We start from the raw sequence: 23533 nt of genomic DNA, 5'->3' as shown, positions 1-23533 counted from the left end.
GCAGGAGACCCACCGGGCAGTGACGCGAACGGCCTGTGACCAGGCATTTTCTGAGCCGCCTAAGGGAATCGAACCCTTGACCTACGCATTACGAGTGCGTCGCTCTGGCCAACTGAGCTAAGGCGGCATACTGCCTGGCCAGACTGGCATCAGCAGCGCAGACAAGTCTACACAGTTTCGAGGGGTGCTCCGTACGAGGTTGATCACGGCCCGGGTGCATAGCGTTGGCGCAGGTCAGGTGCAGCGTTTACCAGAAGGGGGCGGGGTGCCGGTCAGGAGGTAGGTGTCGATGGCGGTGTCGATGCAGGCGCTGCCGCGCCCGTAGGCGGTGTGGCCGTCGCCGTTGTAGGTGAGGAGGGTGGCGGAGGTGAGCTGGGAGGCCAGGGAGCGGGCCCAGGTGTAGGGGGTGGCGGGGTCGCGGGTGGTGCCGACGACGACGATGGGGGCGGCGCCCTTGGCGTGCAGGGGGTGGGGGGTGCCGGTGGGGTGCACGGGCCAGTAGGCGCAGTTCAGGGCGGACCAGGCGAGGGCCTTGCCGAAGACGGGGGATGCCTTCTGGAAGGCGGGGAGGGACTTGCGGACATCGGCGGGGGTGCGGAAGGCGGGTGGGAGGTCGAGGCAGTTGACGGCGGGGTTGGCGTACATGAGGTTGGCGTACGAGCCGTCGCCGTCGCGCTCGTAGTAGAGGTCGGCGAGGGTGAGCAGGCCGCTGCCGTCGCCGCGCATCGCCGAGCGGAGGGCGGTGCGCAGCTGGGGCCAGGCGCCCTCGTCGTAGAGGGCGGCGAGGACGCCGGTGGTGGCCAGGGACTCGCCGAGGCGGCGGGACTCGTTGGTGGGCACGGGGTGGGTGTCCAGGCGGGTGAAGAAGGCCGCGAGCCGTTCGCGGGCCTGGGGGACGTCCCGGGTGCCCAGGGGGCAGCTCGCCCGGCGCACGCAGTCCTTGGCGAAGGCGGTGAAGGCGGTCTCGAAGCCGGCGGTCTGGTCGCGGTTGATCTGTTCGGAGGTCAGCGCCGGGTCGAGTGCGCCGTCGAGGACGAGGCGGCCGACGCGGCGCGGGAAGAGGTCGGCGTAGGTCGCGCCGAGGAAGGTGCCGTACGAGGCGCCGACGTAGGTGAGCTTCCGGTCGCCCAGGACCTCCCGCAGCAGATCCATGTCGCGCGCCGCCTCCACGGTCGAGACATGGCCGAGGATTTCGCCCGAGCGGGCCGCGCAGCCGCGCGCGAACTTCTGGTACGAGGCGACGAGGCTGCGGGTCTCGGCGGGGGCGTCGGGGGTCTGGTCGGTCTGGGTGAAGGCGTCCATCTGCTTGTCGCCCAGACAGGTGATGGGCTCGCTGGCGGCCACCCCGCGCGGGTCCATGGCCACCAGGTCGTAGCGGGCGCGGACCCGGGCCGGATAGCCGATGCCCACGTAGCTCTGCAGATAGTCGATGGCGGAGCCGCCCGGGCCGCCGGGGTTGACCATGAGGGAGCCGAGCCGCTTGCCGGGGCCGCTGGCCTTCTTGCGGGACACCGCGAGCTTCAGGTCGTGGCCGTCGTCCGGCCGGGCGTAGTCCAGCGGGGCCTTCAGCGTGGCGCACTCGAAGCCCGCGCCCCCGCGGCATGCGTGCCAGCTCAGCTTCTGCTCGTAGTACGCCGCGAGGGCGGCCCGGGTCGCCGCTTTGGTCGACGATGGGGTACGCGGCGAGGCTGCGCCGGAGGTGCAGCCGGCGAGCAGCAGGGCGACGGCCACGAAGGCGGCACTGATGGCGCGGAGCGCGCTGCGGCTGATGTCCATCGGCAGTCCTCGGTTCGGTCGGATATCCGGAGCGTAGCCGCATCGACGCGTTCCGTGCTCATTTGCAGACACGCCTGTGGATGACGCCTGTGGACAAAGGCACATTCGTAGGACAGTCGTACGGGTGAGCGCGGGTGCCGCGGGCTCAGCCCGCGCGCAGCGCCATGGTCATCGCCTCGACCGCCAGCAGCGGCGCCACATTGCGGTCCAGCGCCTCACGGCAGGCCCTGACCGCCTCTATCCGGCGCAGTGTCCGCTCCGGCTTGGAGCCGGCCGCGATCCGCTCCAGCGCGTCCTGAACGTCGGTGTTGGCGAGGGCCGTACGCGAGCCGAACTGGAGCGCGAGCACATCCCGGTAGAAGCCCGCGAGGTCGGTGAGGGCGAGGTCGAGGCTGTCGCGCTGGGTGCGGGTCGCGCGGCGCTTCTGGCGGTCCTGGAGGTCCTTCATGGCTCCGGCGGTGCCGCGCGGCAGCCGTCCGCCCGTCCCGGCGGCGGCCCCCAGGGCGGCGCGCAGTTCCTCGGTCTCCTTGGCGTCGGTCTCCTCCGCGACCTGCTTGGCGTCCTCGGTCGCCGCGTCGATCAGCTCCTGGGCGGCCTTCAGACAGCCGCCCACGTCGTCGACCCGCAGGGGCAGCTTGAGCACCGAGGCACGGCGGGCCCGCGCCCGCTCGTCGGTGGCCAGCCGGTGGGCCCGGTCGATATGGCCCTGGGTGGCCCGGGCGACGGAGGCGGCGAGCCCGGGCTCGATGCCGTCCCGGCGGACGAGGAGGTCCGCGACGGCGTCCACCGGCGGCGTACGGAGGGTCAGCAGCCGGCAGCGGGAGCGGATCGTGGGCAGCACGTCCTCCAGGGACGGCGCGCACAGCAGCCACACCGTACGGGGCGCGGGCTCCTCGACGGCCTTCAGCAGAACGTTTCCCGCGCCCTCGGTCAGGCGGTCGGCGTCCTCCAGCACGATCACCTGCCACCGGCCGCCGGCCGGTGAGAGCTGGGCACGGCGGACGAGGGAGCGGGTCTCCTTCACACCGATGCTCAGCTGGTCCGTACGCACCACCTCGACGTCGGCGTGCGTGCCGACCAGCGCGGTGTGGCAGCCGTCACAGAAGCCGCAGCCGGGGGCGCCGCCGAGCGCCCGGTCGGGGCTGACGCACTGCAGCGCGGCGGCGAAGGCGCGGGCGGCGGCGGCACGGCCGGAGCCGGGCGGGCCGGTGAACAGCCAGGCGTGGGTCATCTTCGACGCGGCGGGGGGCGCCTCGGGCGAGGCGGGCGGCTCGCTCCCGGCGCCGGGCGACCTGCCTTCGGAGGCGGCGGACGCGGCGGACGTGACCAGCGCGTCCGCGTCACGCGCGGCAGCGGTCAGCTGGCTCGCCACCCGGTCCTGTCCGACCAGGTCGTCCCACACCGCCATGCCCGCCTCCGCCGCTCGTCCCTACGGCATCCCATTGTGGGCCACTCCACCGACAGGCACTGACAAGGACTGACAGCGCGGGTGGCCCCACCAGGTCAGCGGCGGCGCCCGTCCTCGTCGTCACGCGGGCCCAGCAGTTCGTCGGCCAGCGTCGGCAGGTCGTCCAGCGGGGTCTCCTCCGCCCACTCCGGGCGGCGGCGCTGCCGGGGGCGGCTCGACGACTCGGCCTGGCGGGGCGGCTGCCCCTCGCCGAACTGCGGGAGCTCGCGGGTGCGCTCGTTCCCCTGCTCACCGCCCTGTCCGCCCTGGCCGCCCTGCCGCTCCTCCGACCGGAACAGCCACGGCGGCACCCGGTCGGCCGGATCGCCGGACCGGGACTCGGTGGTTCGGGACTCGGCCGTTCCGGAATCCGCCGGCCGGTCGTCCCGTACGGGCGGCAGCACGGCCGTCTCATCCGCCGCGCCCGTCGGCGGAGCGGGCGGCGCGGACGGGGAGGGCGGCATCGGCAGTACGGCCGTCTCCTCCGCGTCCGAGCCGCCCTGCGGCCGTACGGGCGGCAGCACGGCGGTCGCGTCGGCGTCCGCGGCCCCTTCGCCGGGGCGGGCGCTCCGGGGGTCGACGCGCGGCGTCTGAACGGTGTCCGTCGTATCCGCGTCGTCGGCCGGGGCGGGGGCCGGCGGCGGGACCGCGGCCGGGGTCTCGACGGTCGGCGCGTCAGCCCTGGCCGTCGGGGAAGCACCCGCGGAAGCGCCCTCTGATGGGGAAGCGGACGGCGTGCTCGCGGACCGGGACCGGTCCGCCTCCGCCGCCAGCCGCGCCTGCTCGGCCCGCAGCAGCGCCTCCTCCGCCTTGCGCTGCTCCTCCAGGCGGCGCTCCTCCGCCTCGGCCCGCACCCTGGCCTCCTCCTCGGCCTCGATGCGGCGCCGCTCCTCCTCGGCGGCGCGGGCCCGGTCCTCGGCCTCGATGCGCTTGCGCTCCTCCTCGGCGCGCCGACGGGCGTCCTCGGCCCGCTTACGGGCCTCCTCCGCCTGCCGCTCGGCCTCGCGCTGCCGGGCCTCCTCCAGCTCGCGGCGCTTGCGCTCCTCTTCCTCGGCGCGTGCCTTGGCGAGGGCTTCCTGCCGCTCGCGCTCCAGCCGCTCCTCCTCCGCCTTGCGGCGGGCCTCCTCCTCGGCCTTGCGGCGCGCTTCTTCCTCGGCCTTGCGCCGGGCTTCCTCCTGGGCCTTCACCTCCGCCTCGGACAGCGGCAGCACCAGGTCCAGGCGGTGGCGTACGACCGCGGTGACGACCTCGGGCAGCTGGCCGGCGTCGACGACGAGGTAGCGGGCCGGGTCGGCGGCCGCGAGGGTCAGGAATCCGTTCCGTACCCGCTGGTGGAACTCGGCGGGCTCGGACTCGAGCCGGTCCGGGGCCTCGGTGAAACGCTCCCGCGCGGTCTCCGGCGCGACGTCGAGCAGCACGGTCAGATGCGGTACGAGGCCGTTGGTCGCCCAGCGCGAGATGCGGGCGATCTCGGTCGGGGCGAGGTCGCGGCCCGCGCCCTGGTAGGCGACGGACGAGTCGATGTAGCGGTCCGAGATGACGACCGCGCCGCGCTCCAGCGCCGGGCGGACCACGGAGTCGACGTGCTCGGCGCGGTCGGCCGCGTACAGCAGCGCCTCCGCCCGGTGCGAGATCCCGGCCGAGGAGACGTCGAGCAGGATCGAGCGCAGTCGCTTGCCGATGGCGGTCGCGCCCGGCTCGCGGGTCACCACGACCTCGTGGCCCTTGCCCCTTATCCACTCCGCGAGCGCTTCGACCTGGGTGGTCTTGCCCGCTCCGTCGCCGCCCTCGACGACGATGAAGAAGCCGGTCCCGGTCGGTGCCTCCACGGGGTCGGCGCCGCGCAGCGCCTCGCGCAGATCGTGCCGCAGCGGTACGCCCTGGCGGTCGTCGGTCTTGCCGAGGACGAGGGCGGCGACGGGCAGCAGCAGCGCGCCGACGAGCATGAGGGTGAAGGCCGCGCCGCCGTGGGCGAAGACGAAGTCGCCGCTGCCCAGCCGGTGCGGTCCGATCGCGGCGGCCAGCAGCGGGGCGGCGACTGCACCGAGCCCGACGAAGACGCGGACGACGGCATGCAGGTGCTCGGTCGTACGGGCCCGGCGGGACTCCTCGGACTCCTGGTCGAGCAGGGTGTGGCCGATGTTGGCGGCGATTCCCGCCGAGACCCCGGCGACCACGACGATCAGCACCACGGTCGTGGTGTCGTGGACCAGGCCCGCGACCAGCAGCGACAGCCCGGTCAGCGCGATCGCCAGCGCGAGCAGGCGGCGCCGGGACAGGCCGGGCAGAACCTTGGGGGCCCAGCGGATGCCGACGGCCGGGCCGCCGCTGAGAGCCAGGACGAGCAGCGAGAAGCCGGCCGGCCCGCCGCCGAGGTCGACCGCCTGCAGCGCGGCCACGCCCACGGCGGCCGCCACCGCGGCCGCGACGGCGGCGCAGGCGAGGACCAGCAGCGGGATGGCGCCGGTGCGGCCCTTGTCGGGGCCGGAGCCGGACGCGGCGCGCGGACGGCGCAGCCCCTCCAGGGGGGAGCGCGCGCGGGGGGTCTGCACGCCGGGCAGCTCGACGAAGTACAGGATCGACACGGAGGCGGAGAACAGCCCGGCGCCGACATACGAGCCCAGGGCCGCCTGGTGGCCGTCGAACCACACGACGCCGGTGGCCAGCAGCCTGGCGACGAGCGTGGCGACGAGCAGCGCGGCGGCGGCGATGGGCAGCGTGACGAAGTTCGTACGGAGCCACAGCCGGCGCAGCGCGTCGAGGTGGTCCGGCAGCGGGCGGACGGCCGCGCCCTCGGCGGGCGGGGCCGGGAGCAGCCCGGGCGCCGCGCCGTCCTTGGCCACGGTCCACAGCCGCTCGGCGACGCCGATGACGAAGGTGGTGATGAGCAGCCAGGCGACGGCGTCGTCAGGGGTCCAGTCGATCCACAGCGGGGCGACGACGAGCAGCGCCATCCGCACCGCGTCCGCGCCGATCATGGTCCAGCGGCGGTCCAGCGGGCCCGACGGCCCGACCAGCGCGGACAGCGGACCGAGCAGCACCGCCCCGAACAGCACCGTCGCCAGCAGCCGCACGCCCAGGACCGCCGCGACGGCAAAGGCCGCGCCGCGGTAGCCGTCGCCGAAGGCGCCCGTGGCGACGGATGCCTGCAGCGAAAGCAGGACGAGCACCAGTACGGCCAGCCCGTCCGCCGTGCCACCGACGAGCTGGGCGCTCCACAGGCGGCGCAGCGGCGGATGGCGCAGCAGGGCTCGTACGGCACGCTCGCGGGAATCCGCCGCAAGGGCGCCGGATGTGGTGGTCACGTCCGTTGGCTGCTCTCGCGTCATCCCGCAAGCCTATCCGGATCACGTGAATAGACGGCCACCCGCCCGAACAGACGGGCGGGCGTCCGCGTGATCCGCCGGTTTCGGCCGCCTTCGGCCACCGGGTCCGGCGGGCCTCGGCCGCCGAATCCCGCGAGCCTCGGCCGCCAGGTCCGGTGAGCCTCGGCCACCTGGTCCAGCCGGCCTCAGCAGACCCGAACAGCCGACCTCAGCCGACCCGGACCAGCCGGCCTCGGCCGACCCTGGTCAGTCGGCCTTGGCCGCCGGCTTCGTGGCCGCCTTGGCCGCCGTCGCCGTCTTCTTCGCCGCGGTCTTCTTGGCCGCGGTCGTCTTCTTGGCGGCGGTCTTCTTGGCGGTGGTCGTCTTCTTCGCCGCCGTCTTCTTGGCTGGCGTCGTCTTCTTGGCCGCCGCCTTCTTGGCGGTCTTCTTGGCCGGACCCTTGGCGCGCTTCTCGGCCAGCAGCTCGTAGCCGCGCTCCGGGGTGATCGTCTCGACGTCGTCGTCGCGGCGCAGCGTCGCGTTGGTCTCACCGTCGGTGACGTACGGGCCGAAGCGGCCGTCCTTGACGACGACCGGCCGCTCGCTGACCGGGTCGGTGCCCAGCTCCTTCAGCGGCGGCTTGGCCGCGGCCCGGCCGCGCTGCTTGGGCTGCGCGTAGATCGCGAGCGCCTGGTCGAGGGTGATCGTGAAGAGCTGCTCCTCGCCTTCGAGCGAACGCGAGTCGGTGCCCTTCTTCAGATACGGGCCGTAGCGGCCGTTCTGCGCGGTGATCTCGACGCCCTCGGCGTCGGTGCCCACCACGCGCGGCAGCGACATGAGCCGCAGCGCGTCCTCGAGGGTCACCGTGTCCAGGGACATCGACTTGAAGAGCGAGGCGGTGCGCGGCTTGACCGCGTTCTTGCCGGTCTTCGGGGTGTCCTCGGGCAGCACCTCGGTGACGTACGGGCCGTAGCGGCCGTCCCTGGCGACGATCTTGCGGCCGCTCTGCGGGTCGGTGCCGAGCTCGAAGTCGCCGCTCGGCTTGGCGAGCAGCTCCTCCGCGTACTGAACGGTCAGCTCGTCCGGCGGCAAGTCGTCGGGGACGTCGGCGCGCTGCCCGGTCGCGCCCTCGGTCTCGGTCGGCCGCTCGACGTACGGGCCGTAGCGGCCGACCCGCAGCACGATGCCGTCGCCCACGGGGAAGGAGGAGATCTCGCGGGCGTCGATCGCACCGAGGTCGGTGACCAGGTCCTTCAGGCCGCCGAGGTGGTCGCCGTCGCCGTTTCCGGCATCGGCAGCGCCGCCCACGGCCCCCGGTGCGGCGCCGCTCTCGGCCCCGGGCGCGGTGGCGCTCTCGCCGAAGTAGAAGCGCTTGAGCCACGGCACGGCTTGGGCCTCGCCCCGCGCGATGCGGTCGAGATCGTCCTCCATCCTGGCGGTGAAGTCGTAGTCGACCAGTCGGCCGAAGTGCTTCTCCAGCAGGTTGACCACGGCGAAGCTCAGGAAGGACGGGACCAGTGCGGTGCCCTTCTTGAAGACATAGCCACGGTCCAGGATGGTCCCGATGATCGAGGCGTAGGTCGAGGGGCGGCCGATCTCGCGCTCTTCGAGCTCCTTGACCAGCGAGGCCTCGGTGTAGCGGGCCGGGGGCTTGGTGGCGTGGCCGTCGGCGGTGATCTCCTGGGCGGCCAGCCGGTCGCCCTCGGCGACCTGCGGCAGGCGCCGCTCGCGGTCGTCGAGCTCGGCGTTCGGGTCGTCCGCGCCCTCCACATAGGCCTTCATAAAGCCATGGAAGGTGATCGTCTTACCGGAGGCGGAGAACTCGGCGTCACGGCCGTCGCTCGCCCGGCCGCCGATCTTGACGGTGACGGAGTTGCCGACCGCGTCCTTCATCTGGGAGGCGACGGTCCGCTTCCAGATCAGCTCGTACAGCCGGAACTGGTCGCCCCTGAGGCCGGTCTCCGCCGGGGTGCGGAAGCGGTCGCCCGAGGGGCGGATGGCCTCGTGGGCCTCCTGGGCGTTCTTGACCTTGCCCGCGTAGGTGCGCGGCTTGTCCGGCAGGAAATTGGCGCCGTACAGCTGGGTGACCTGCGCCCGGGCCGCCGCCACCGCCGTCTCGGACAGGGTGGTGGAGTCCGTACGCATATAGGTGATGAAGCCGTTCTCGTACAGCTTCTGCGCCACCTGCATGGTCGCCTTGGCGCCGAAGCCCAGCTTGCGGCTGGCCTCCTGCTGCAGGGTGGTGGTACGGAACGGGGCGTACGGCGAGCGGCGGTACGGCTTGGACTCGACGGAACGCACCGTGAAGGCGGTGTCCGCGAGGGCCGTGACCAGCCCGCGGGCCCCCGCCTCGTCCAGATGCAGGACCTGGGCGCCGCCCTTGAGCTGCCCGGTCGAGGTGAAGTCGCGGCCCTGGGCGACACGGCGGCCGTCAACGGCGGTCAGCCGGGCGCCGAAGGTGCCGGGGTCGCTGGTGTCACCGGTCCGGCCGGTCGCGAAAACGCCGGTCAGATCCCAGTACTCGGCGGAGCGGAAGGCGATGCGGTCGCGCTCGCGCTCGACGACCAGGCGGGTGGCGACCGACTGGACGCGGCCCGCGGACAGGCCGCGCATGACCTTCTTCCACAGGACCGGCGAGACCTCGTAGCCGTAGAGGCGGTCGAGGATACGGCGGGTCTCCTGGGCGTCGACCAGCCGCTGGTTCAGCTCGCGCGGATTGGCGACGGCGGCGCGGATCGCGTCCTTGGTGATCTCGTGGAAGACCATCCGGCGGACCGGCACCTTGGGCTTGAGCACCTGCTGGAGGTGCCAGGCGATGGCCTCGCCCTCGCGGTCCTCATCGGTGGCCAGGAAGAGCTCGTCCGAGTCGGCGAGCAGTTCTTTGAGCTTCCTGACCTGGCTTTTCTTGTCAGCGTTGACGACATATACGGGCTGGAAGTCGTGTTCGACGTCCACACCGAGGCGGCGGACCTCCCCGGTGTACTGGTCGGGCACCTCGGCCGCACCGTTCGGCAGGTCCCTGATGTGCCCGACGCTGGCTTCGACGACGTAGCCCGGGCCGAGATAGCCCTTGATCGTCTTCGCCTTGGCAGGCGACTCGACGATGACGAGTCGGCGGCCGCCCTGTGCGGTCTCGCTGGTCGGGGACAACTTCGCTCTTCTCTCCGGTCGACGCTCGGTGAACGGGCACTACTCACGGGTTACGCGTACTCGTACACCACTACGGTGACGCTGCGGAGTGTGACGGTACCTCCCGGCCCCGTGTCAAACGGAAAAAGCCCGCAACGCCACTCGAACGGTAACCCGACAAGCGTCCTGTCTGCCGCCCGGACCGGCACTCGGCGCCCCGCAAGGGCCCTGTCAGGCGTAAACCAGGCACCAGATCCCGCCGCCCAGCGCGGCGGTGCCGAAGAGAACGGAGAGGACCGCGGAAGCGACAGGGCTCACACCGTGCGCGACCGGCGCACGCAGCCGCGTGCGCGCCGCTGTCCACAGCAGCAGCGCGGCGCCGAACACGACAAATGCCGTACCGGCGAAGATCGCGGGTCCCCTCTCCATGGGCAGAGGGTGGCACCCACGGAAGGCGTACGCGCGAACCACGGGTGAACAGCGCACGACCCGCCTTTCCGGCCCTTCCGGCCATGATCACGCCTCCGAGTGGCAACTTCTTGCCATCCGGGCGGCTCCCGGAGCGTCGTACGCGCTCCGGCGCACTACCCCCCGCTCCCCCGTCCGTCCACTGGCTCGTCCATCGGCTGCTCCCCTCCGTCCGTCGCGTCGGCTCGTCCGCGACTAATCCGCTGCCCCGTCCACCGGCTCGTCCACCGGATGCAGGAACCCCTGCTCGACCAGAAGGCGGATCGAGTCGGGCGTACGGTCGCGCAGCACCACCGGGTCCTCCCCGAGCAGTTGGGCGATCGCGTCCAGGATCCGGCCCGCGCTGAGCGTGCCGTCGCACACCCCCGCGAACCCCGCGCCGACCGTGTCCACCTTCGTCGCCCGCCGCATGCCACGGTTCTGACGGAGCACCACATGCTCGGGGTCCTCCGCCCCGGGCAGCCCCACCTGCTCCTGGACGACCTCGTCGGCCAGCCGGAAGCGGGCGGCCAGCAGCGCCGCGTCGTCGTGCGTACGAAGGAAGTCCTGCCGCGCGAAGTGGCCCACGACCGCGTCCCCCAGCGGCTGCTCCACGGGGTGCGGCCACTCCTCCGCGGTCACGGCGGGGCGCTCGGCCCCGGACTTGTGCAGGGTGATCCAACCGAACCCGACGGCCCTGGTCCTACGGGCCTCGAACTCCTCCAGCCAGGCGTCGTACCGCGCGGCGTACTCGGCGGGGCCGGCGAGATGCGCGCCGGCGTCCCGCAGCCACAACTCGGCGTACTGCGTGATGTCCTGCACCTCGCGCTGCACGATCCACGCATCGCATCCGCTGGGCACCCAGGAGGCGATCCGCTCGCGCCAGTCCTCCCCCTCCACGTGCTGCCAGTTGGCCAGCAGCTGGCACCAACCGCCGTCGGTGAGGTGGTCGGCGGACCGCTGGACCAGGGTGCGGCACAGATCGTCGCCGGACATCCCGCCGTCCCGGTAGACCAGCCGGTCCCGCCCGGAGGAAGGCGGCGAGATCACAAAGGGCGGATTGGAGACGATCAGGTCGTACGTCTCGTCGGCGACCGGCTCGAAGAGCGAGCCCTCCCGCAGATCGGGCTCCGCCGCGCCGGACAGGGCGAGGGTCAGCCGCGCGATGCGCAGGGCGCGCGGATTGGTGTCCGTGGCGGTCACGGAGGCGGCGTGGCGGGAGGCGTGCAGCGCCTGGATGCCCGAGCCGGTGCCCAGGTCGAGGGCCCGGGCCACCGGGGCGCGGACGGTGAGACCGGCGAGGGTCGTGGACGCCCCGCCGACCCCGAGGACGAGCCCGGAGCGGTCCACGCCGCCCGGCGCGCCGCCGGGCCCGCCGATGCCTCCCGCGCCGCCCACCGCGCAGCCCAGGTCGGAGACGATCCACCAGTCCTCGCCCTGCGGGCCGCCGTACGGGCGCACGTCCACCGTCGCCCGCACCTCGTCGCCGTCGCGCACCAGCCAGCCGTCGGCGAGGCAGTCCTCGGCGGGCAGGGCGGCGGCCGCCCGCCCGTACGCCACCGGGCGCTGCAGCAGAAAGAGCCGCACCAGCGTCTCCAGCGGGCTGTCGCCCCGCGTGGCGCGCAGGGCGGGGACTGTCTCGCTGCGCGCCAGGGCGGCGTAGGCGGGCGCGCCGAGCAGGTCCAGCAGGCCGTCGGCGGTGAAGGCGGCGGCCAGCAGCGCGCCGCGCAGGCGGGGGATGCGCTGGGGGTCGGCGGGGCTGGGGAGACGGTGCGTACTCACGCCCCCATTGTCGGGGGCACCACTGACAGCGGGCGACGCCGGGCCGGGGCAGTTGGGCGGTGGCGCCTGCTGGTTGGCGGGCGGCGGCGGGCGGCGCGATGGTGAGGGCGCGCCGCCCGTGCGGTGACGTCGGTTACGACGACTGCGTCGATTACGTCGGCTGCGTCGGTCAGGACGGCGACGCGGTGCTGGTGCCCTTGGGCTTCTGGCAGCCGGGCTGCTTGGCCATCGCCTTGCCGACCTCACCCTCCTGCAGCTTCTGCAGGGCCTTGTCACCCGAATTGCTGAGCGTCTTGAGGTCGTCGGCGATGCTGTTGAGGCCCGCGGCGAACTTCGCCTTGTCCGAGGTGTCGAGCTTGTCGACGGCCGTCTGGAGGTCCTTGTACGCCTTGGAGGTGCTGTTCAGCTCCTTGACCGCCTGCTTCTGGGTCTGCTCACCGCCCTCGACGGGCGGAGGGCCCGCGTTCTGCACCGCCTTGCCGAGCGCCGCGTACGCCTCGGAGATATCGCCGAATGCCTGGGAGTCGGTCTGTTGAAGCTTCTTGGAGTCCGGTTCATCGGACGCGCCTTGGATCGCGGCGTTGGCGCTCTGGATCTTCTTCAGCTGCGGCTGCACCTCGTCGCAGACCGTCTTGGCCCAGTCGTTGGCCTTCTTGTTGCTCTCGCCCCCGCCGCCTCCGCAGCCGGTCAGCGCCACGACGAGTGCCGCACCGCCGGACAGTGCCGCCACAAGCTTCTTGTTCACCGGATTGGTCCCTTCCATGGCTCTTCTCGGCCCCGGAACATACACGGCCGAGCGGCCGGGGCCCTGGGATGAGCGTCCCTTATGAGACCTTCTGAAGCCATTTGAACCAAGCCAGGTGTGCTTTCCGCCTCACCTTGGGGCCAAACCCTGGGACCGGATCCTGAGCCCAGATCCTGTGCCCGGAAGCCTGTTTACGCCCCGAGCCTGAGCCCGGACGCTCTCGCCCGGGGCCGGACCCGCTCGCCCCGGGGCCGGACGCGGAAACGGGCGGACAGCGTGCCGACGCACGCTGTCCGCCCGCCTGTCGCAGGGCTCTCCCCCGCCGGCCCACGGCCCGCTCCCCCGGGTCAGGACACCACCGCGGCGTCGGCTGACTTCCCCACCCGCTCGGAGTTGCCCTCGTCACCCACCGCGATACCGCGCCGCTTCGACATGTACACGGCTGCGATGATGATCAACAAGGCCAGCGTCGCGATCCCGGCCCGGAGGCCCGGGCTGGCGTTGTCGCCGTAGGAGAATTTCACGACCGCCGGGGCGATCAGCAGCGCCACCAGGTTCATGACCTTCAGCAGCGGGTTGATCGCGGGGCCGGCCGTGTCCTTGAACGGGTCGCCGACCGTGTCGCCGATCACCGTCGCCGCATGCGCCTCGCTGCCCTTGCCGCCGTGGTGGCCGTCCTCCACCAGCTTCTTCGCGTTGTCCCACGCGCCGCCGGAGTTCGCCAGGAACACCGCCATCAGCGTCCCGGTGCCGATCGCGCCCGCCAGGAACGAGCCGAGCGCGCCGACCCCGAAGGTGAAGCCGACCGCGATCGGCGCCAGCACGGCCAGCAGGCCGGGCGTGGTGAGCTCGCGCAGCGCGTCCTTGGTGCAGATGTCCACGACCCGCCCGTACTCGGGCGTCTCGCTGTAGTCCATGATCCCGGGCTTCTCGCGGAACTGCCGCCGCACCTCGAAGACCACGGCACCGGCGGACCGCGACACCGCGTTGATCGCCAGCCCCGAGAAGAGGAAGACGACGGCGGCGCCGAGGACGAGCCCGACGAGGTTGTTCGGCTGCGAGATGTCCAGGCTCAGGTTCATCTTCCCGGCCACGGTCGTATGCGTCTCGGCGATCGCCTCCGCGATGGCGTCGCGGTACGAGCCGAAGAGCGCGGCGGCGGCGAGCACCGCCGTGGCGATGGCGATGCCCTTGGTGATCGCCTTGGTGGTGTTGCCGACCGCGTCGAGGTCGGTGAGCACCTGCGCGCCCGCGCCCTCGACATCGCCGGACATCTCGGCGATGCCCTGGGCGTTGTCGGAGACCGGGCCGAAGGTGTCCATGGCGACGATGACGCCCACGGTGGTGAGCAGGCCCGTGCCGGCCAGCGCGACCGCGAACAGCGCCAGCATGATCGAGGTGCCGCCGAGCAGGAACGCGCCGTAGACGCTGAGGCCGATCAGCACCGCCGAGTACACCGCGGACTCCAGCCCGAGCGAGATCCCGGAGAGCACGACCGTGGCGGGACCGGTCAGGGACGTCTTGCCGATGTCCCGTACCGGCCGCCGGGTGGTCTCGGTGAAGTAGCCGGTGAGCTGCTGGATGAGCGCGGCGAGCACGATGCCGATGGCGACGGCGACGAGCGCGAGCACCCGCGGGTCCCCGCCGTGGCCGAGGATCGCGCGGTCGGTGACGCCGTCCAGGTCCGCGTAGCTGGACGGCAGATAGGCGAAGACCGCGACCGCCACCAGCGCCAGCGAGATCACCGCGGAGATGAAGAAGCCGCGGTTGATGGCGCTCATGCCGCTGCGGTCGGAGCGCCGCGGGGCCACGGCGAAGATGCCGATCATGGCGGTGACCACGCCGATGGCCGGGACCAGCAGCGGGAACGCCAGGCCCGAGTCGCCGAAGGCGGCCTTGCCGAGGATCAGCGCGGCGACCAGGGTCACTGCGTACGACTCGAACAGGTCAGCCGCCATGCCCGCGCAGTCCCCGACGTTGTCGCCGACGTTGTCCGCGATGGTCGCGGCATTGCGCGGGTCGTCCTCCGGGATGCCCTTTTCGACCTTGCCGACGAGGTCGGCACCGACGTCGGCGGCCTTGGTGAAGATGCCGCCGCCGACACGCATGAACATCGCGATCAGGGCCGCGCCCAGGCCGAAGCCTTCGAGCACCTTGGGTGCGTCGGCCGCGTAGACCAGCACCACGCAGGAGGCGCCGAGCAGGCCGAGACCGACGGTGAACATGCCGACCACGCCGCCCGTGCGGAATGCGATCTTCATCGCCTTGTGCGAGACGGCCGTCAGATCGACACCCGATTCGCCCGCGGAAGGGGGCGTGGAAGAGGGAGAACTCCCATTGACGGGAGGAGCCGCCCCGGACGGCTTCTCCGGTGTCGCCTCACGGGCGGCGGCCGCGACCCGCACATTGCTGCGCACCGCGAGCCACATCCCGATATAGCCAGTGGCCGCCGAGAATCCGGCGCCGATCAGAAAGAACACCGATCGCCCGATGCGCTGCTTCCAGTCGTCCGCCGGCAACAGCATGAGCAGGAAGAACACCACGACGGCGAATACGCCGAGAGTGCGCAGCTGCCGGGCCAGATAGGCATTCGCGCCTTCCTGGACCGCCGCGGCGATCTTCTTCATGGTCTCGGTGCCCTCGCCGGCCGCGAGCACTTGTCGTACCAGCGTCACCGCGACCGCGAGTGCCGCCACCGCGACCGCGGCGATCACCAGCACGATCACTCTGTTGTCATCGGTCAGTTCTGCGGCGGCCAGGGTTGGGGGAAGGTCCAGCGGATGAGGGGTGAGTTGCCCCGCCATTCGTCCTCCTTGACGTTTGGCACATGGGCGCGCAGCAGTTCTGCGACCGCAGAAGAGCCGCCACGCTCAGGCGTCCTGAGCTCAAGATGTGGACGGATTGTAGGGAGCGGCACCAGATCAAAACAGGGCGCCGGAATAGGAATTCGCCTGCACCAGCGAAGATCAATAGGTTTCGGCCTCAGTAATTCCCTCGGATGAAGGAAGGCACCTAATTCGCTGACGCATAGATAATGATCTCTATAAACGATCTCAGTGTCATATAAAAAGCCCTGCTCAGCGCATGGCCAGAGCAGGGCGGAGCACCCTGCGCCGACGTCCGCTATGGACCCCGGCGCGAGCTGTGGAGCTACGGCAGAAGGGACTGGGGAGCGGTGGGCCAGCTCATCCGAATACGGCCGCCGGTCTCGCTCGTCGTCACCTCGACGTCGTCGACCAGCCCGCTGATGACCGCGAGCCCCATCTCGTCCTCTCCCTCGGCCGCCGGCTCCTCGTCCACGTCGGGATGGGAGCCGGGCGTCAGCCCGGCGGATGTCGGCGACTCGTCGCCGACCTCGATGGAGAACTTCTTCTCCTCGTCGGTCAGGACCACCCGCACCGGGGCCTCCACCCCATTGCTCAGGTGGAGCCCGACCGCGCGCGTGCATGCCTCGCCGACCGCAAGCCGCACCTCGTCGAGCACGGCCTCGTCCACCCCGGCCCGACGCGCCACGGCCGCCGCCACCAGGCGTGCGGTTCTGACGTGCTCGGGCAGGGCACTGAAGCGGAGTTCGACGGTGGCCATGCCATCCCCCTCGGGCGTATGGGCGTGCATCTCAGGGGGCCGGGCGGAGCCGCCCGGTACCCCCTCGTTCTTCCGGTGGTGGCTGATCAGTCGGTCGCCGCGACGGCGTCATCGACCGAGGTGTGAATCGGGAACACCTTGGTCAGACCGGTGATACGGAAGATCTTGAGAATGCGCTCCTGGTTGCAGACGAGGCGTAGCGAGCCCTCATGGGCCCGCACTCGCTTGAGCCCGCCGACGAGCACGCCGAGTCCGGTGGAGTCGAGGAAGTCGACGCCCTCCATGTCGACGACCAAGTGGTAATTGCCGTCGTTGACAAGCTCGACCAGCTGCTCGCGCAGCTTGGGCGCGGTGTATACATCAATCTCGCCACCGACCTCGACGACCGTGCGGTCGCCAACGGTCCGGGTCGACAGGGACAGGTCCACGGATCCTCCAGCACCTTGCATCGAGCGGTCGCCCCCCATGGATCGGCAGCCGCGATGGCATTCAATCACTTACCAGCAGGCGCGCACGACGCCTTGAGCCCATTGTCCGTCAGACCAGTGACAGACTCGGTGTCGATGGCCCACAACCAACTCCCGCGGCAGGCGGGCATACGCACCTCACCCCGGACCGTCCTCGGTCGGCTCACCACCGGGGCGAGCCGGGCTGCGCGCATCACTCATACGGAGCACTTGCCCCCGCGTATCGGGACCCATGCCGATTGGCCTCGCCAGATCCGGCCGGAAGTCGTCGATGCCGTCCAGGCCGCCGGAATCGAGCGCCCGTGGGCCCACCAGGCGCGTACGGCCGAGCACGCGCTGCGAGGCGAATCCGTGGTCGTCGCCACGGGCACCGCGTCGGGGAAGTCCCTGGCCTATCTGGCCCCCGTGCTCAGCGCCCTCCTGGACGGCTCGGAGGCGCCCAGCGGACGCGGCACCACCGCCCTGTACCTGGCGCCCACCAAGGCCCTGGCCGCCGACCAGCGGCGCGCCGTGGCCGATCTCGCCGCCCCGCTGGGCACCGGCATCCGCGCCGCGGTGTACGACGGGGACACCCCGGTCGAGGAGCGCGAGTGGGTCCGCCAGTACGCGAACTACGTGCTCACCAACCCCGACATGCTGCACCGCGGCATCCTGCCCGGGCACCCCAGATGGTCCTCCTTCCTGCGCGCACTGCGCTATGTCGTCATCGACGAGTGCCACACCTACCGGGGCGTCTTCGGCTCCCACGTGGCCCAGGTGCTGCGCCGACTGCGCCGCGTCTGCGCCCGCTACGGCTCCTCTCCCGTCTTCCTGCTCGCCTCCGCGACCGCCGCCGACCCGGCCGTCGCGGCGACCCGGCTGACCGGCCTTCCTGTGGTGGAGATCACCGACGACTCCTCACCCCGAGGCGAGGTGGTCTTCGCCCTGTGGGAGCCGCCGCTGACCGAGCTGCACGGCGAACAGGGCGCCCCGATCCGCCGCACAGCCACGGCGGAATCCGCGGACCTGCTCACCGACCTGGCCGTCCAGGGCGTCCGTACGGTCGCCTTCGTACGCTCCCGGCGCGGCGCCGAGCTCATCGCCCTGATCGCCCAGGAACGGCTCGCCGAGGTCGACCGGTCCCTGGCGGACCGGGTCGCCGCCTACCGCGGCGGCTATCTCCCCGAGGAGCGCCGCGCCCTGGAGCGCGCCCTGCACTCCGGGGACCTCCTCGGACTCGCCGCCACCACCGCCCTGGAGCTGGGCATGGACGTGGCCGGGCTGGACGCCGTCGTCCTCGCCGGATACCCGGGCACCCGCGCCTCCCTGTGGCAGCAGGCGGGGCGCGCCGGGCGCGCCGGCCAGGGCGCGCTGGCGATCCTCGTGGCCCGGGACGACCCGCTGGACACCTATCTCGTCCACCACCCGGAAGCCCTCTTCCGGCAGCCGGTCGAATCCACCGTGCTGGACCCGGACAACCCGTACGTCCTCGCGCCCCACCTCTGCGCGGCCGCCGCCGAGCTGCCGCTCACCGAGGCGGACCTCGAACTCTTCGGTCCTGCCACCGAGGAGCTGATGCCACAGCTGGAGCAGCGCCGGCTGCTCCGCCGCCGGGCGACCGCCTGGCACTGGACCCGCCGCGAGCGCGCCGCCGACCTCACCGACATCCGCGGCGAAGGCGGCCGGCCGGTGCAGATCGTGGAGGCCACGACGGGGCGGCTGCTGGGCACCGTGGACGCCTCAGCCGCCCACGCCACCGTCCACGAAGGCGCCGTCCACCTCCACCAGGGCCGGAGCTACCTCGTCAAACAGCTCGACCTCGAAGACTCGGTCGCGCTCGTGGAGGAGGCCTCCCCGCCGTATTCGACCACCGCCCGCGACACCACGGCGATCTCCATCCTGGAGACCACCACCGAGGTCCCGTGGGGCGACGCACGGCTGTGCTTCGGCTCGGTCGAGGTCACCAACCAGGTCGTCTCCTTTCTGCGTCGCAAGCTGATCAGCGGCGAGGTCCTCGGCGAGTCCAGGCTCGACCTCCCGCCCCGTACGCTGCGCACCCGGGCCGTGTGGTGGACGGTCACCGACGACCAGCTCGAGGATGCCCGGGTCGCCCCCGAAGCCCTCGGCGGCGCCCTGCACGCCGCCGAGCACGCCTCCATCGGCATGCTGCCGCTGTTCGCGACCTGCGATCGCTGGGACATCGGCGGGGTCTCCATCCCGCTCCACCCCGACACCCTCCTGCCGACCGTGTTCGTCTACGACGGGCACCCCGGCGGCGCGGGCTTCGCCGAACGCGCCTTCCACACCGCCGCCCGCTGGCTCACGGCCACCCGCGAGGCGATCGCGGCCTGCGAGTGCGAATCCGGCTGTCCGTCCTGCATCCAGTCCCCCAAGTGCGGCAACGGCAACGACCCGCTCGACAAGAAGGCCGCCATCCGCCTCCTGACCACCCTCCTCACCAAGGCCCCACCCCAGCCGACCGACACCTGACACCTGGCACCTGACGCCGGACAGCCGGCGACGGCGTCCGACAGCTCGGGCCGAGCCTCTGGCGCCTGACGCGGGGCGCCGGGCAGCCGGTAGCCGGTAGCCGGTAGCCGGTAGCCGGTAGCCGGTAGCCGGTAGCCGGTAGCCGGTAGCCGACGGTGGGGTGTCCGGCACCCGATGCCGGGCGGCTCGCACTCTGACGTGCCGGTGTCGGGGTCCGCGCCCGGTTCGCGGACGTACGACCCGAGCCCATGCCGACCCCGGCGCCCGGCCGCCGGTCGGGTCCCGCCACCATCCCGCCCCCGCGGCCTCCCGGTCGGCGCCTCACCAGGGCGCGTGTCGCTCGGCCTGGGGCTCGGGCCGCTCCGCGGGGCCGGCGCGGGACCGGACTTGGGGGGCGAACGGACCGGCGCGTGCCTCCACCCGGAGATCGGCGATCGCACCGTGCAGGGCGCACTTCACCACGCGGGCGCCCTGTGCGGCGGCTACCCGCCGGGCGAGTCCGCAGGCGACTTCGGGTCCCTCCAGCCCGAGGTCCGCCGCCGCGAGCGCCGCCAGGTCCGCGGCGGCGCCGGCCCGGTGGCGGGCCACCATGACCTGTCCGGCCGCCAGCACGACCGCGAAGACCGCGCACAGCGCCGTGGCGGTCAGGGCGGCCCACACCGTCGCCGACCCACGGTCTCCCCAATCCCTCCTCACGGCCCCGCCTCGCCCGCCGGTGCCGCGGCCGATCCCGGCGCCTCCTCGGCCCGCCCCACCGACTCCTCGGCGAAGGCGACCGCCTCACCGCGCAGGCGCACCGCCAGTGGGCCGGGGCCGGGCGCGCGGGCCTCGACCCGCACCCGTACCAGGTCGCCCTCCCGCCGCAGCTCGACCCGGGCCCCGCGAGGCGCGGCGGACCGGGCGGCGGCCAACGCGGCCGCGCGCGGCTCCGATCGCGCGGCGGCGCGCGCACCGGCCCGCGCCGCGTCCACACACCGCATCTGCCCGGACGCGGCCATCAGGCCCCAGATCAGCATCAGTGCGAACAGCCCCAGCACCGGCAGCGCGACGGCCGCCTCCGCCGTGACAAACCCCCGATCGCCCGGTCCGGCCACGCCGCGCCGACTGCCTGGATTGGATCGGCCGGTCGCATCAGAACTGTCCATCGAGCGCCTTCCCGATCACCGACCGCAGCGCTTCGTCGACCGCTCCGCCGGTCACAATCTTGTACAAAACCGCGGCAAAGGCGCATGCCGCGAGTGTCCCCATCGCATACTCGGCGGTCGCCATCCCCGCGTCGGCTCGTGCCTTCGCTGCCGCATACCGCCGCAGACACCACCGCATCACCATGTCGGCCTCCCCGTTCTGTACTGAATCCCGTACGTCTGATTCGCGTAGTTCTGACTCGTGTCCTGTGACCGCCGGACTTCCGGCCGCCGCGCTTCCGTTTCCGTGCGTGTTCCGTGCGTGCCTGCGACGTCCGCGCTCGTTCTGCCGGACGACCCCCTCCTCAGCCACCGCCCACCAGGGCGCCCGCGAGCCCGAGCATCACCGGCGCCACCCCGATCAGCAGGAACGCGGGCAGGTAGCACGCCCCCAGCGGCGCGGTGGCCAGCACGGTTGCGCGCTCCACCCGTTTGTCCGCCTGTCTTCCCTGCTCGGCCCGGCAGTCGGCGGCCAGCCGGGACATCGGCTCCACGGCCGGCGCGCCCGTCGTACCGGCGCGCTCCAGAGCGCGCGCCAGCCCGTGCGCACCAGACAGAGCCCCCATGCGCCCCCAGGCGGCGGACGGTTCACCTCCGAGCCTCAGCTCCGCCGCGGCCTGGGCGAGCCGTTCACCGATCGGGCCGCCGAGCGACCGCCCCACCGCCTCTGCCGCCTTTTGCGGACCGGCTCCGGCCTCCAGGCAGGCGGTGAGCAGATCGGCGGCCAGCGGAAGCTGACGCACCGCGCCGTCCTTGGCGCGCTTGCCGGACCTCCCGCCGGTGGCCTGGCGCTGGCGCCGCCACCTTCTCGCTCCGTATCCGGCGGCGAGGCCCAGCACACAGCCCAGCGGGCCGCCGACCAGGACGAGGCAGCCGAGCAGGGCACCGGCGGCCCAAGCCCAGTCCCGTATCGCATCGGCCGCTCCGTCGGTACGCCATCTCTCCCGCAGCCCCGGTCGCCGCTCCGGGTGGGCCTCCGGCAGCAGCACCGCGAGCCGACGCCGGGCGGTCCGCACTCGGCGGGCCTCGGTCACCGCTCCCACGACGGACACGGTGGCGGCGGCGAAGGCCGTCGTGATCCACAGGCTGTGGATGACGTCAGCTCTCATCGCTCTGGGGTCCTTCCTGGCCGGCCGCCGTCCGGATCACCCGCGAGGTCCAGGCGAACCCGGCCCACTCCAGCAGCCCGCCCACCAGCAGGCAGGCAAGACCGGCCGGGGTGTGGAGCAGCACATGCAGGGGGTCCACTCCCAGTGCGGTGCCCAACAGCAGCCCGAGGACGGGCAGCAGCGCCAGCACGACGGCCGTGGCCCGGGCGCCCGCCAGCCGGGAGCGCAGGCTCTGCCGCTGGTCCCGCTCGGCCCGCAGCGCCGCCGCGACCCGGTCGAGACCGGCCGCGAGGCCCGCCCCCTCGTCGACCGCGACCTGCCAGCAGGCCGCGACCCCGATGAGCCCTTCCGCACCCGGCGAACGGGCCGCCCTGCGCAGGGCCTCCGCCACATCACCGCCGAACCGCGCCGCCGCAGAAACCAGGGCCCACCGCTCCCCGATGTGTCCTGGGGGCGTGGCCAACAGCGCCTCGACCGGTTGCCGTCCGGCACGCAGCTCGCCCGCCACGGCCCCGCACAGCTCGATCACCGCCGCGGCGCGCCGATCCCGCCATCTGTCGCGCTTACGCGCCCGGCGCCACCGGCCGACGAGCGGCACGGCTGCCGCCCCGGCCAGCAGCGGCAACACCGACGCACTGACCAGCGCGAGCACACATCCCGTCGGCAGACACAGCAGCTCGCGCCCCAGCCGCCCGCCGTATGCGGTCCGCCACCGCTCCCGCAGCCAGGCGACCGTCTCGGTCAGCCGGCGCTGTGGATCCGCCCCGGCGGGCCCGACGGCTCCGCCGCCCGCGAACAGCAGCCTGGCCCGCCGCAGATCCCTGTCCCGCCCGGAGAGCAGCCACGCCGCCGCGCCCGCGCACAGCACGGCCGCACACAGCGGCAGCGCCTCTGGGGCCACTCCACCGCCCACGCCCGTCATGCCGCACCCCCGCCGCGTACACACAGCCGCTGGAGCCGGTCCCAGCCCGCCGCCCTCCCGAAACCCTCGGGGGTCCACACCGCGGCCGGGACGGTCGTGACATAGCCCGCCCGGTCCCGGTCCAGGACATGGAGCTCGGCGATCTTGCGCTGCCCGCCGCGGTCCCGCACCAGATGGATCACCACCGACAGGGCGGCCGCCAACTGGCTGTGCAGCGCCGCCCGGTCGAGACCGGCCGTCGATCCCAGCGCCTCCAGCCGGGCCGGGACATCCGCCGCGGTGTTGGCGTGCACCGTGCCGCAACCGCCTTCGTGCCCGGTGTTGAGAGCGCCCAGCAGATCGGTGACCTCGGGACCGCGCACCTCTCCGACCACCAGCCGGTCCGGACGCATCCGCAGCGCCTGGCGCACCAGGTCCCGGAGGGTGACCTGGCCCCGGCCCTCCTGGTTGGCGGGCCGGGTCTCCAGCCGGACCACATGCGGATGGTCCGGCCTGAGCTCGGCCGAGTCCTCGGCAAGGACGATCCGCTCGTCCGGTCCGACCAGCCCCAGCAGCGTGCTGAGCAAAGTCGTCTTGCCGGAGCCTGTGCCACCGCTGATCAGGTACGACAGCCGGGCGTCCAGCATCGCCCGCAGCAGTTCCTGACCGCCGGGCGGCACGGTGCCCGCCGCCACCAGCTCCTCCAGGGAGAACGCCCGCGGCCGCACCACGCGCAGCGACAGGCAAGTCGACCCGACGGCCACCGGAGGGAGCACCGCATGCAGCCGTGTGCCGTCCGGCAGCCGGGCGTCCACCCACGGCCTGGCGTCGTCCAGCCGACGGCCGGCCACGGCGGCGAGACGCTGGGCGAGTCTCCGCACCGCGGCCGCGTCGGTGAATGCCACGTCCGTCCGCTCCAATCCGGCTCCCCGGTCCACCCACACCTCGTCGGGGGCGGTCACCAGGACATCCGTGACATCGGGGGCGGCGAGCAGCGGCTCCAGCGGCCCGGTGCCGACCAGCTCCGAGCGCAGGGCCGCGACGACACCCAGGACTTCTGTGTCGCCGAGCAGCCTCCCCTCCTCGCGCAGGGCCGCCGCCACCCGCGCGGGCGTCGGCTCCGCCCCGCTTTGCGCCAGCCGCAGCCGCACCGCGTCCAGCAGCTCCGGCGACTCCACACCCGCACC

Annotated in this window: 17 protein-coding genes and 1 tRNA gene; 1 reads left to right on the top strand and 17 read right to left on the bottom strand. The window is 72.8% G+C overall.

Annotated elements, in window-relative coordinates:
* Positions 1-53: 53 nt before the first annotated feature.
* The 11 genes from ACWDSL_RS20930 to bldG all read right to left on the bottom strand — a co-directional run bounded on the left by ACWDSL_RS20930 (position 54) and on the right by bldG (position 16644).
* A tRNA-Thr gene (locus ACWDSL_RS20930) sits at positions 54-127 on the bottom strand.
* Positions 128-234: 107 nt separating this feature from the next.
* Positions 235-1776, bottom strand: coding sequence for an alpha/beta hydrolase (locus tag ACWDSL_RS20925; protein ID WP_450487453.1), 1542 nt, complete (start codon positions 1774-1776; stop codon positions 235-237).
* A 145-nt stretch (positions 1777-1921) separates the two neighbouring features.
* Positions 1922-3184: a DNA polymerase III subunit delta' gene (locus ACWDSL_RS20920; protein ID WP_450487451.1), complete on the bottom strand. Its 1263-nt coding sequence runs from the start codon at positions 3182-3184 to the stop codon at positions 1922-1924.
* A gap of 95 nt (positions 3185-3279) precedes the next feature.
* Positions 3280-6552, bottom strand: coding sequence for a dTMP kinase (gene tmk / locus ACWDSL_RS20915; protein WP_450487449.1), 3273 nt, complete (start codon positions 6550-6552; stop codon positions 3280-3282).
* Positions 6553-6795: 243 nt separating this feature from the next.
* Positions 6796-9678 carry a type I DNA topoisomerase gene (gene topA / locus ACWDSL_RS20910; protein WP_450487447.1) on the bottom strand — a complete coding sequence of 961 codons (2883 nt, stop codon included), beginning with the start codon at positions 9676-9678 and terminating at the stop codon, positions 6796-6798.
* Between the two features lie 210 nt (positions 9679-9888).
* Positions 9889-10086: a hypothetical protein gene (locus ACWDSL_RS20905; RefSeq protein WP_089512874.1), complete on the bottom strand. Its 198-nt coding sequence runs from the start codon at positions 10084-10086 to the stop codon at positions 9889-9891.
* A 234-nt stretch (positions 10087-10320) separates the two neighbouring features.
* Positions 10321-11886: a DUF7059 domain-containing protein gene (locus tag ACWDSL_RS20900; RefSeq protein WP_450487445.1), complete on the bottom strand. Its 1566-nt coding sequence runs from the start codon at positions 11884-11886 to the stop codon at positions 10321-10323.
* Positions 11887-12055: 169 nt separating this feature from the next.
* The gene (locus ACWDSL_RS20895; RefSeq protein WP_450487443.1) at positions 12056-12649 is read right to left on the bottom strand and encodes a small secreted protein; all 594 of its coding nucleotides are present in this window, start codon (positions 12647-12649) and stop codon (positions 12056-12058) included.
* A 329-nt stretch (positions 12650-12978) separates the two neighbouring features.
* Positions 12979-15435: a sodium-translocating pyrophosphatase gene (locus ACWDSL_RS20890; protein WP_450487441.1), complete on the bottom strand. Its 2457-nt coding sequence runs from the start codon at positions 15433-15435 to the stop codon at positions 12979-12981.
* A gap of 346 nt (positions 15436-15781) precedes the next feature.
* Positions 15782-16216: an ATP-binding protein gene (locus ACWDSL_RS20885; protein WP_089512875.1), complete on the bottom strand. Its 435-nt coding sequence runs from the start codon at positions 16214-16216 to the stop codon at positions 15782-15784.
* 86 nt (positions 16217-16302) lie between these two features.
* Positions 16303-16644, bottom strand: a complete 342-nt coding sequence (gene bldG / locus ACWDSL_RS20880; protein WP_014178436.1) for an anti-sigma factor antagonist BldG — start codon at positions 16642-16644, stop codon at positions 16303-16305.
* A gap of 54 nt (positions 16645-16698) precedes the next feature.
* On the opposite strand from bldG, the gene ACWDSL_RS20875 reads away from it, so the two are divergent.
* Entirely contained in the window at positions 16699-19152 is a 2454-nt protein-coding gene (locus tag ACWDSL_RS20875; RefSeq protein WP_450487438.1) for a DEAD/DEAH box helicase, read from the top strand.
* Between the two features lie 321 nt (positions 19153-19473).
* On the opposite strand, the gene ACWDSL_RS20870 is transcribed toward ACWDSL_RS20875, so the two are convergent.
* The 6 genes from ACWDSL_RS20870 to ACWDSL_RS20845 form a co-directional block, all read right to left on the bottom strand.
* The gene (locus tag ACWDSL_RS20870; RefSeq protein WP_450487436.1) at positions 19474-19848 is read right to left on the bottom strand and encodes an Rv3654c family TadE-like protein; all 375 of its coding nucleotides are present in this window, start codon (positions 19846-19848) and stop codon (positions 19474-19476) included.
* Positions 19845-20297 (bottom strand): TadE family type IV pilus minor pilin, encoded by a 453-nt coding sequence (locus tag ACWDSL_RS20865; protein ID WP_450487434.1) that lies wholly within the window; start codon positions 20295-20297, stop codon positions 19845-19847. The genes ACWDSL_RS20870 and ACWDSL_RS20865 overlap by 4 nt, the downstream gene beginning before the upstream one ends.
* Positions 20284-20481 carry a DUF4244 domain-containing protein gene (locus tag ACWDSL_RS20860; protein WP_089512767.1) on the bottom strand — a complete coding sequence of 66 codons (198 nt, stop codon included), beginning with the start codon at positions 20479-20481 and terminating at the stop codon, positions 20284-20286. Before ACWDSL_RS20860 ends, ACWDSL_RS20865 begins: the two co-directional genes overlap by 14 nt.
* A gap of 160 nt (positions 20482-20641) precedes the next feature.
* Positions 20642-21445 (bottom strand): type II secretion system F family protein, encoded by an 804-nt coding sequence (locus ACWDSL_RS20855; protein ID WP_450487432.1) that lies wholly within the window; start codon positions 21443-21445, stop codon positions 20642-20644.
* Positions 21435-22367, bottom strand: coding sequence for a type II secretion system F family protein (locus ACWDSL_RS20850; protein ID WP_450487430.1), 933 nt, complete (start codon positions 22365-22367; stop codon positions 21435-21437). Before ACWDSL_RS20850 ends, ACWDSL_RS20855 begins: the two co-directional genes overlap by 11 nt.
* Positions 22364-23509: a TadA family conjugal transfer-associated ATPase gene (locus ACWDSL_RS20845; RefSeq protein WP_450487457.1), complete on the bottom strand. Its 1146-nt coding sequence runs from the start codon at positions 23507-23509 to the stop codon at positions 22364-22366. The genes ACWDSL_RS20850 and ACWDSL_RS20845 overlap by 4 nt, the downstream gene beginning before the upstream one ends.
* Between the last annotated feature and the right edge of the window lie 24 nt (positions 23510-23533).

It is taken from the genome of Streptomyces sp. NPDC000941, from assembly GCF_053599555.1.
The sequence above is the reverse complement of the archived record's forward strand: the minus strand, read 5'-3'. Positions and strand labels throughout refer to the sequence as shown.

Coding starts and splice junctions, on each gene's coding strand:
- ACWDSL_RS20905 (WP_089512874.1), bottom strand. CDS start 10,086: ATGGAGAGGGGACCCGCGATCTTCGCCGGTACGGCATTTGTCGTGTTC.
- ACWDSL_RS20875 (WP_450487438.1), top strand. CDS start 16,699: ATGGCATTCAATCACTTACCAGCAGGCGCGCACGACGCCTTGAGCCCA.
- ACWDSL_RS20925 (WP_450487453.1), bottom strand. CDS start 1,776: ATGGACATCAGCCGCAGCGCGCTCCGCGCCATCAGTGCCGCCTTCGTG.
- ACWDSL_RS20895 (WP_450487443.1), bottom strand. CDS start 12,649: ATGGAAGGGACCAATCCGGTGAACAAGAAGCTTGTGGCGGCACTGTCC.
- ACWDSL_RS20885 (WP_089512875.1), bottom strand. CDS start 16,216: ATGGCCACCGTCGAACTCCGCTTCAGTGCCCTGCCCGAGCACGTCAGA.
- tmk (WP_450487449.1), bottom strand. CDS start 6,552: ATGACGCGAGAGCAGCCAACGGACGTGACCACCACATCCGGCGCCCTT.
- ACWDSL_RS20890 (WP_450487441.1), bottom strand. CDS start 15,435: ATGGCGGGGCAACTCACCCCTCATCCGCTGGACCTTCCCCCAACCCTG.
- ACWDSL_RS20920 (WP_450487451.1), bottom strand. CDS start 3,184: ATGGCGGTGTGGGACGACCTGGTCGGACAGGACCGGGTGGCGAGCCAG.
- ACWDSL_RS20855 (WP_450487432.1), bottom strand. CDS start 21,445: ATGAGAGCTGACGTCATCCACAGCCTGTGGATCACGACGGCCTTCGCC.
- ACWDSL_RS20860 (WP_089512767.1), bottom strand. CDS start 20,481: ATGGTGATGCGGTGGTGTCTGCGGCGGTATGCGGCAGCGAAGGCACGA.
- ACWDSL_RS20865 (WP_450487434.1), bottom strand. CDS start 20,297: ATGGACAGTTCTGATGCGACCGGCCGATCCAATCCAGGCAGTCGGCGC.
- ACWDSL_RS20850 (WP_450487430.1), bottom strand. CDS start 22,367: ATGACGGGCGTGGGCGGTGGAGTGGCCCCAGAGGCGCTGCCGCTGTGT.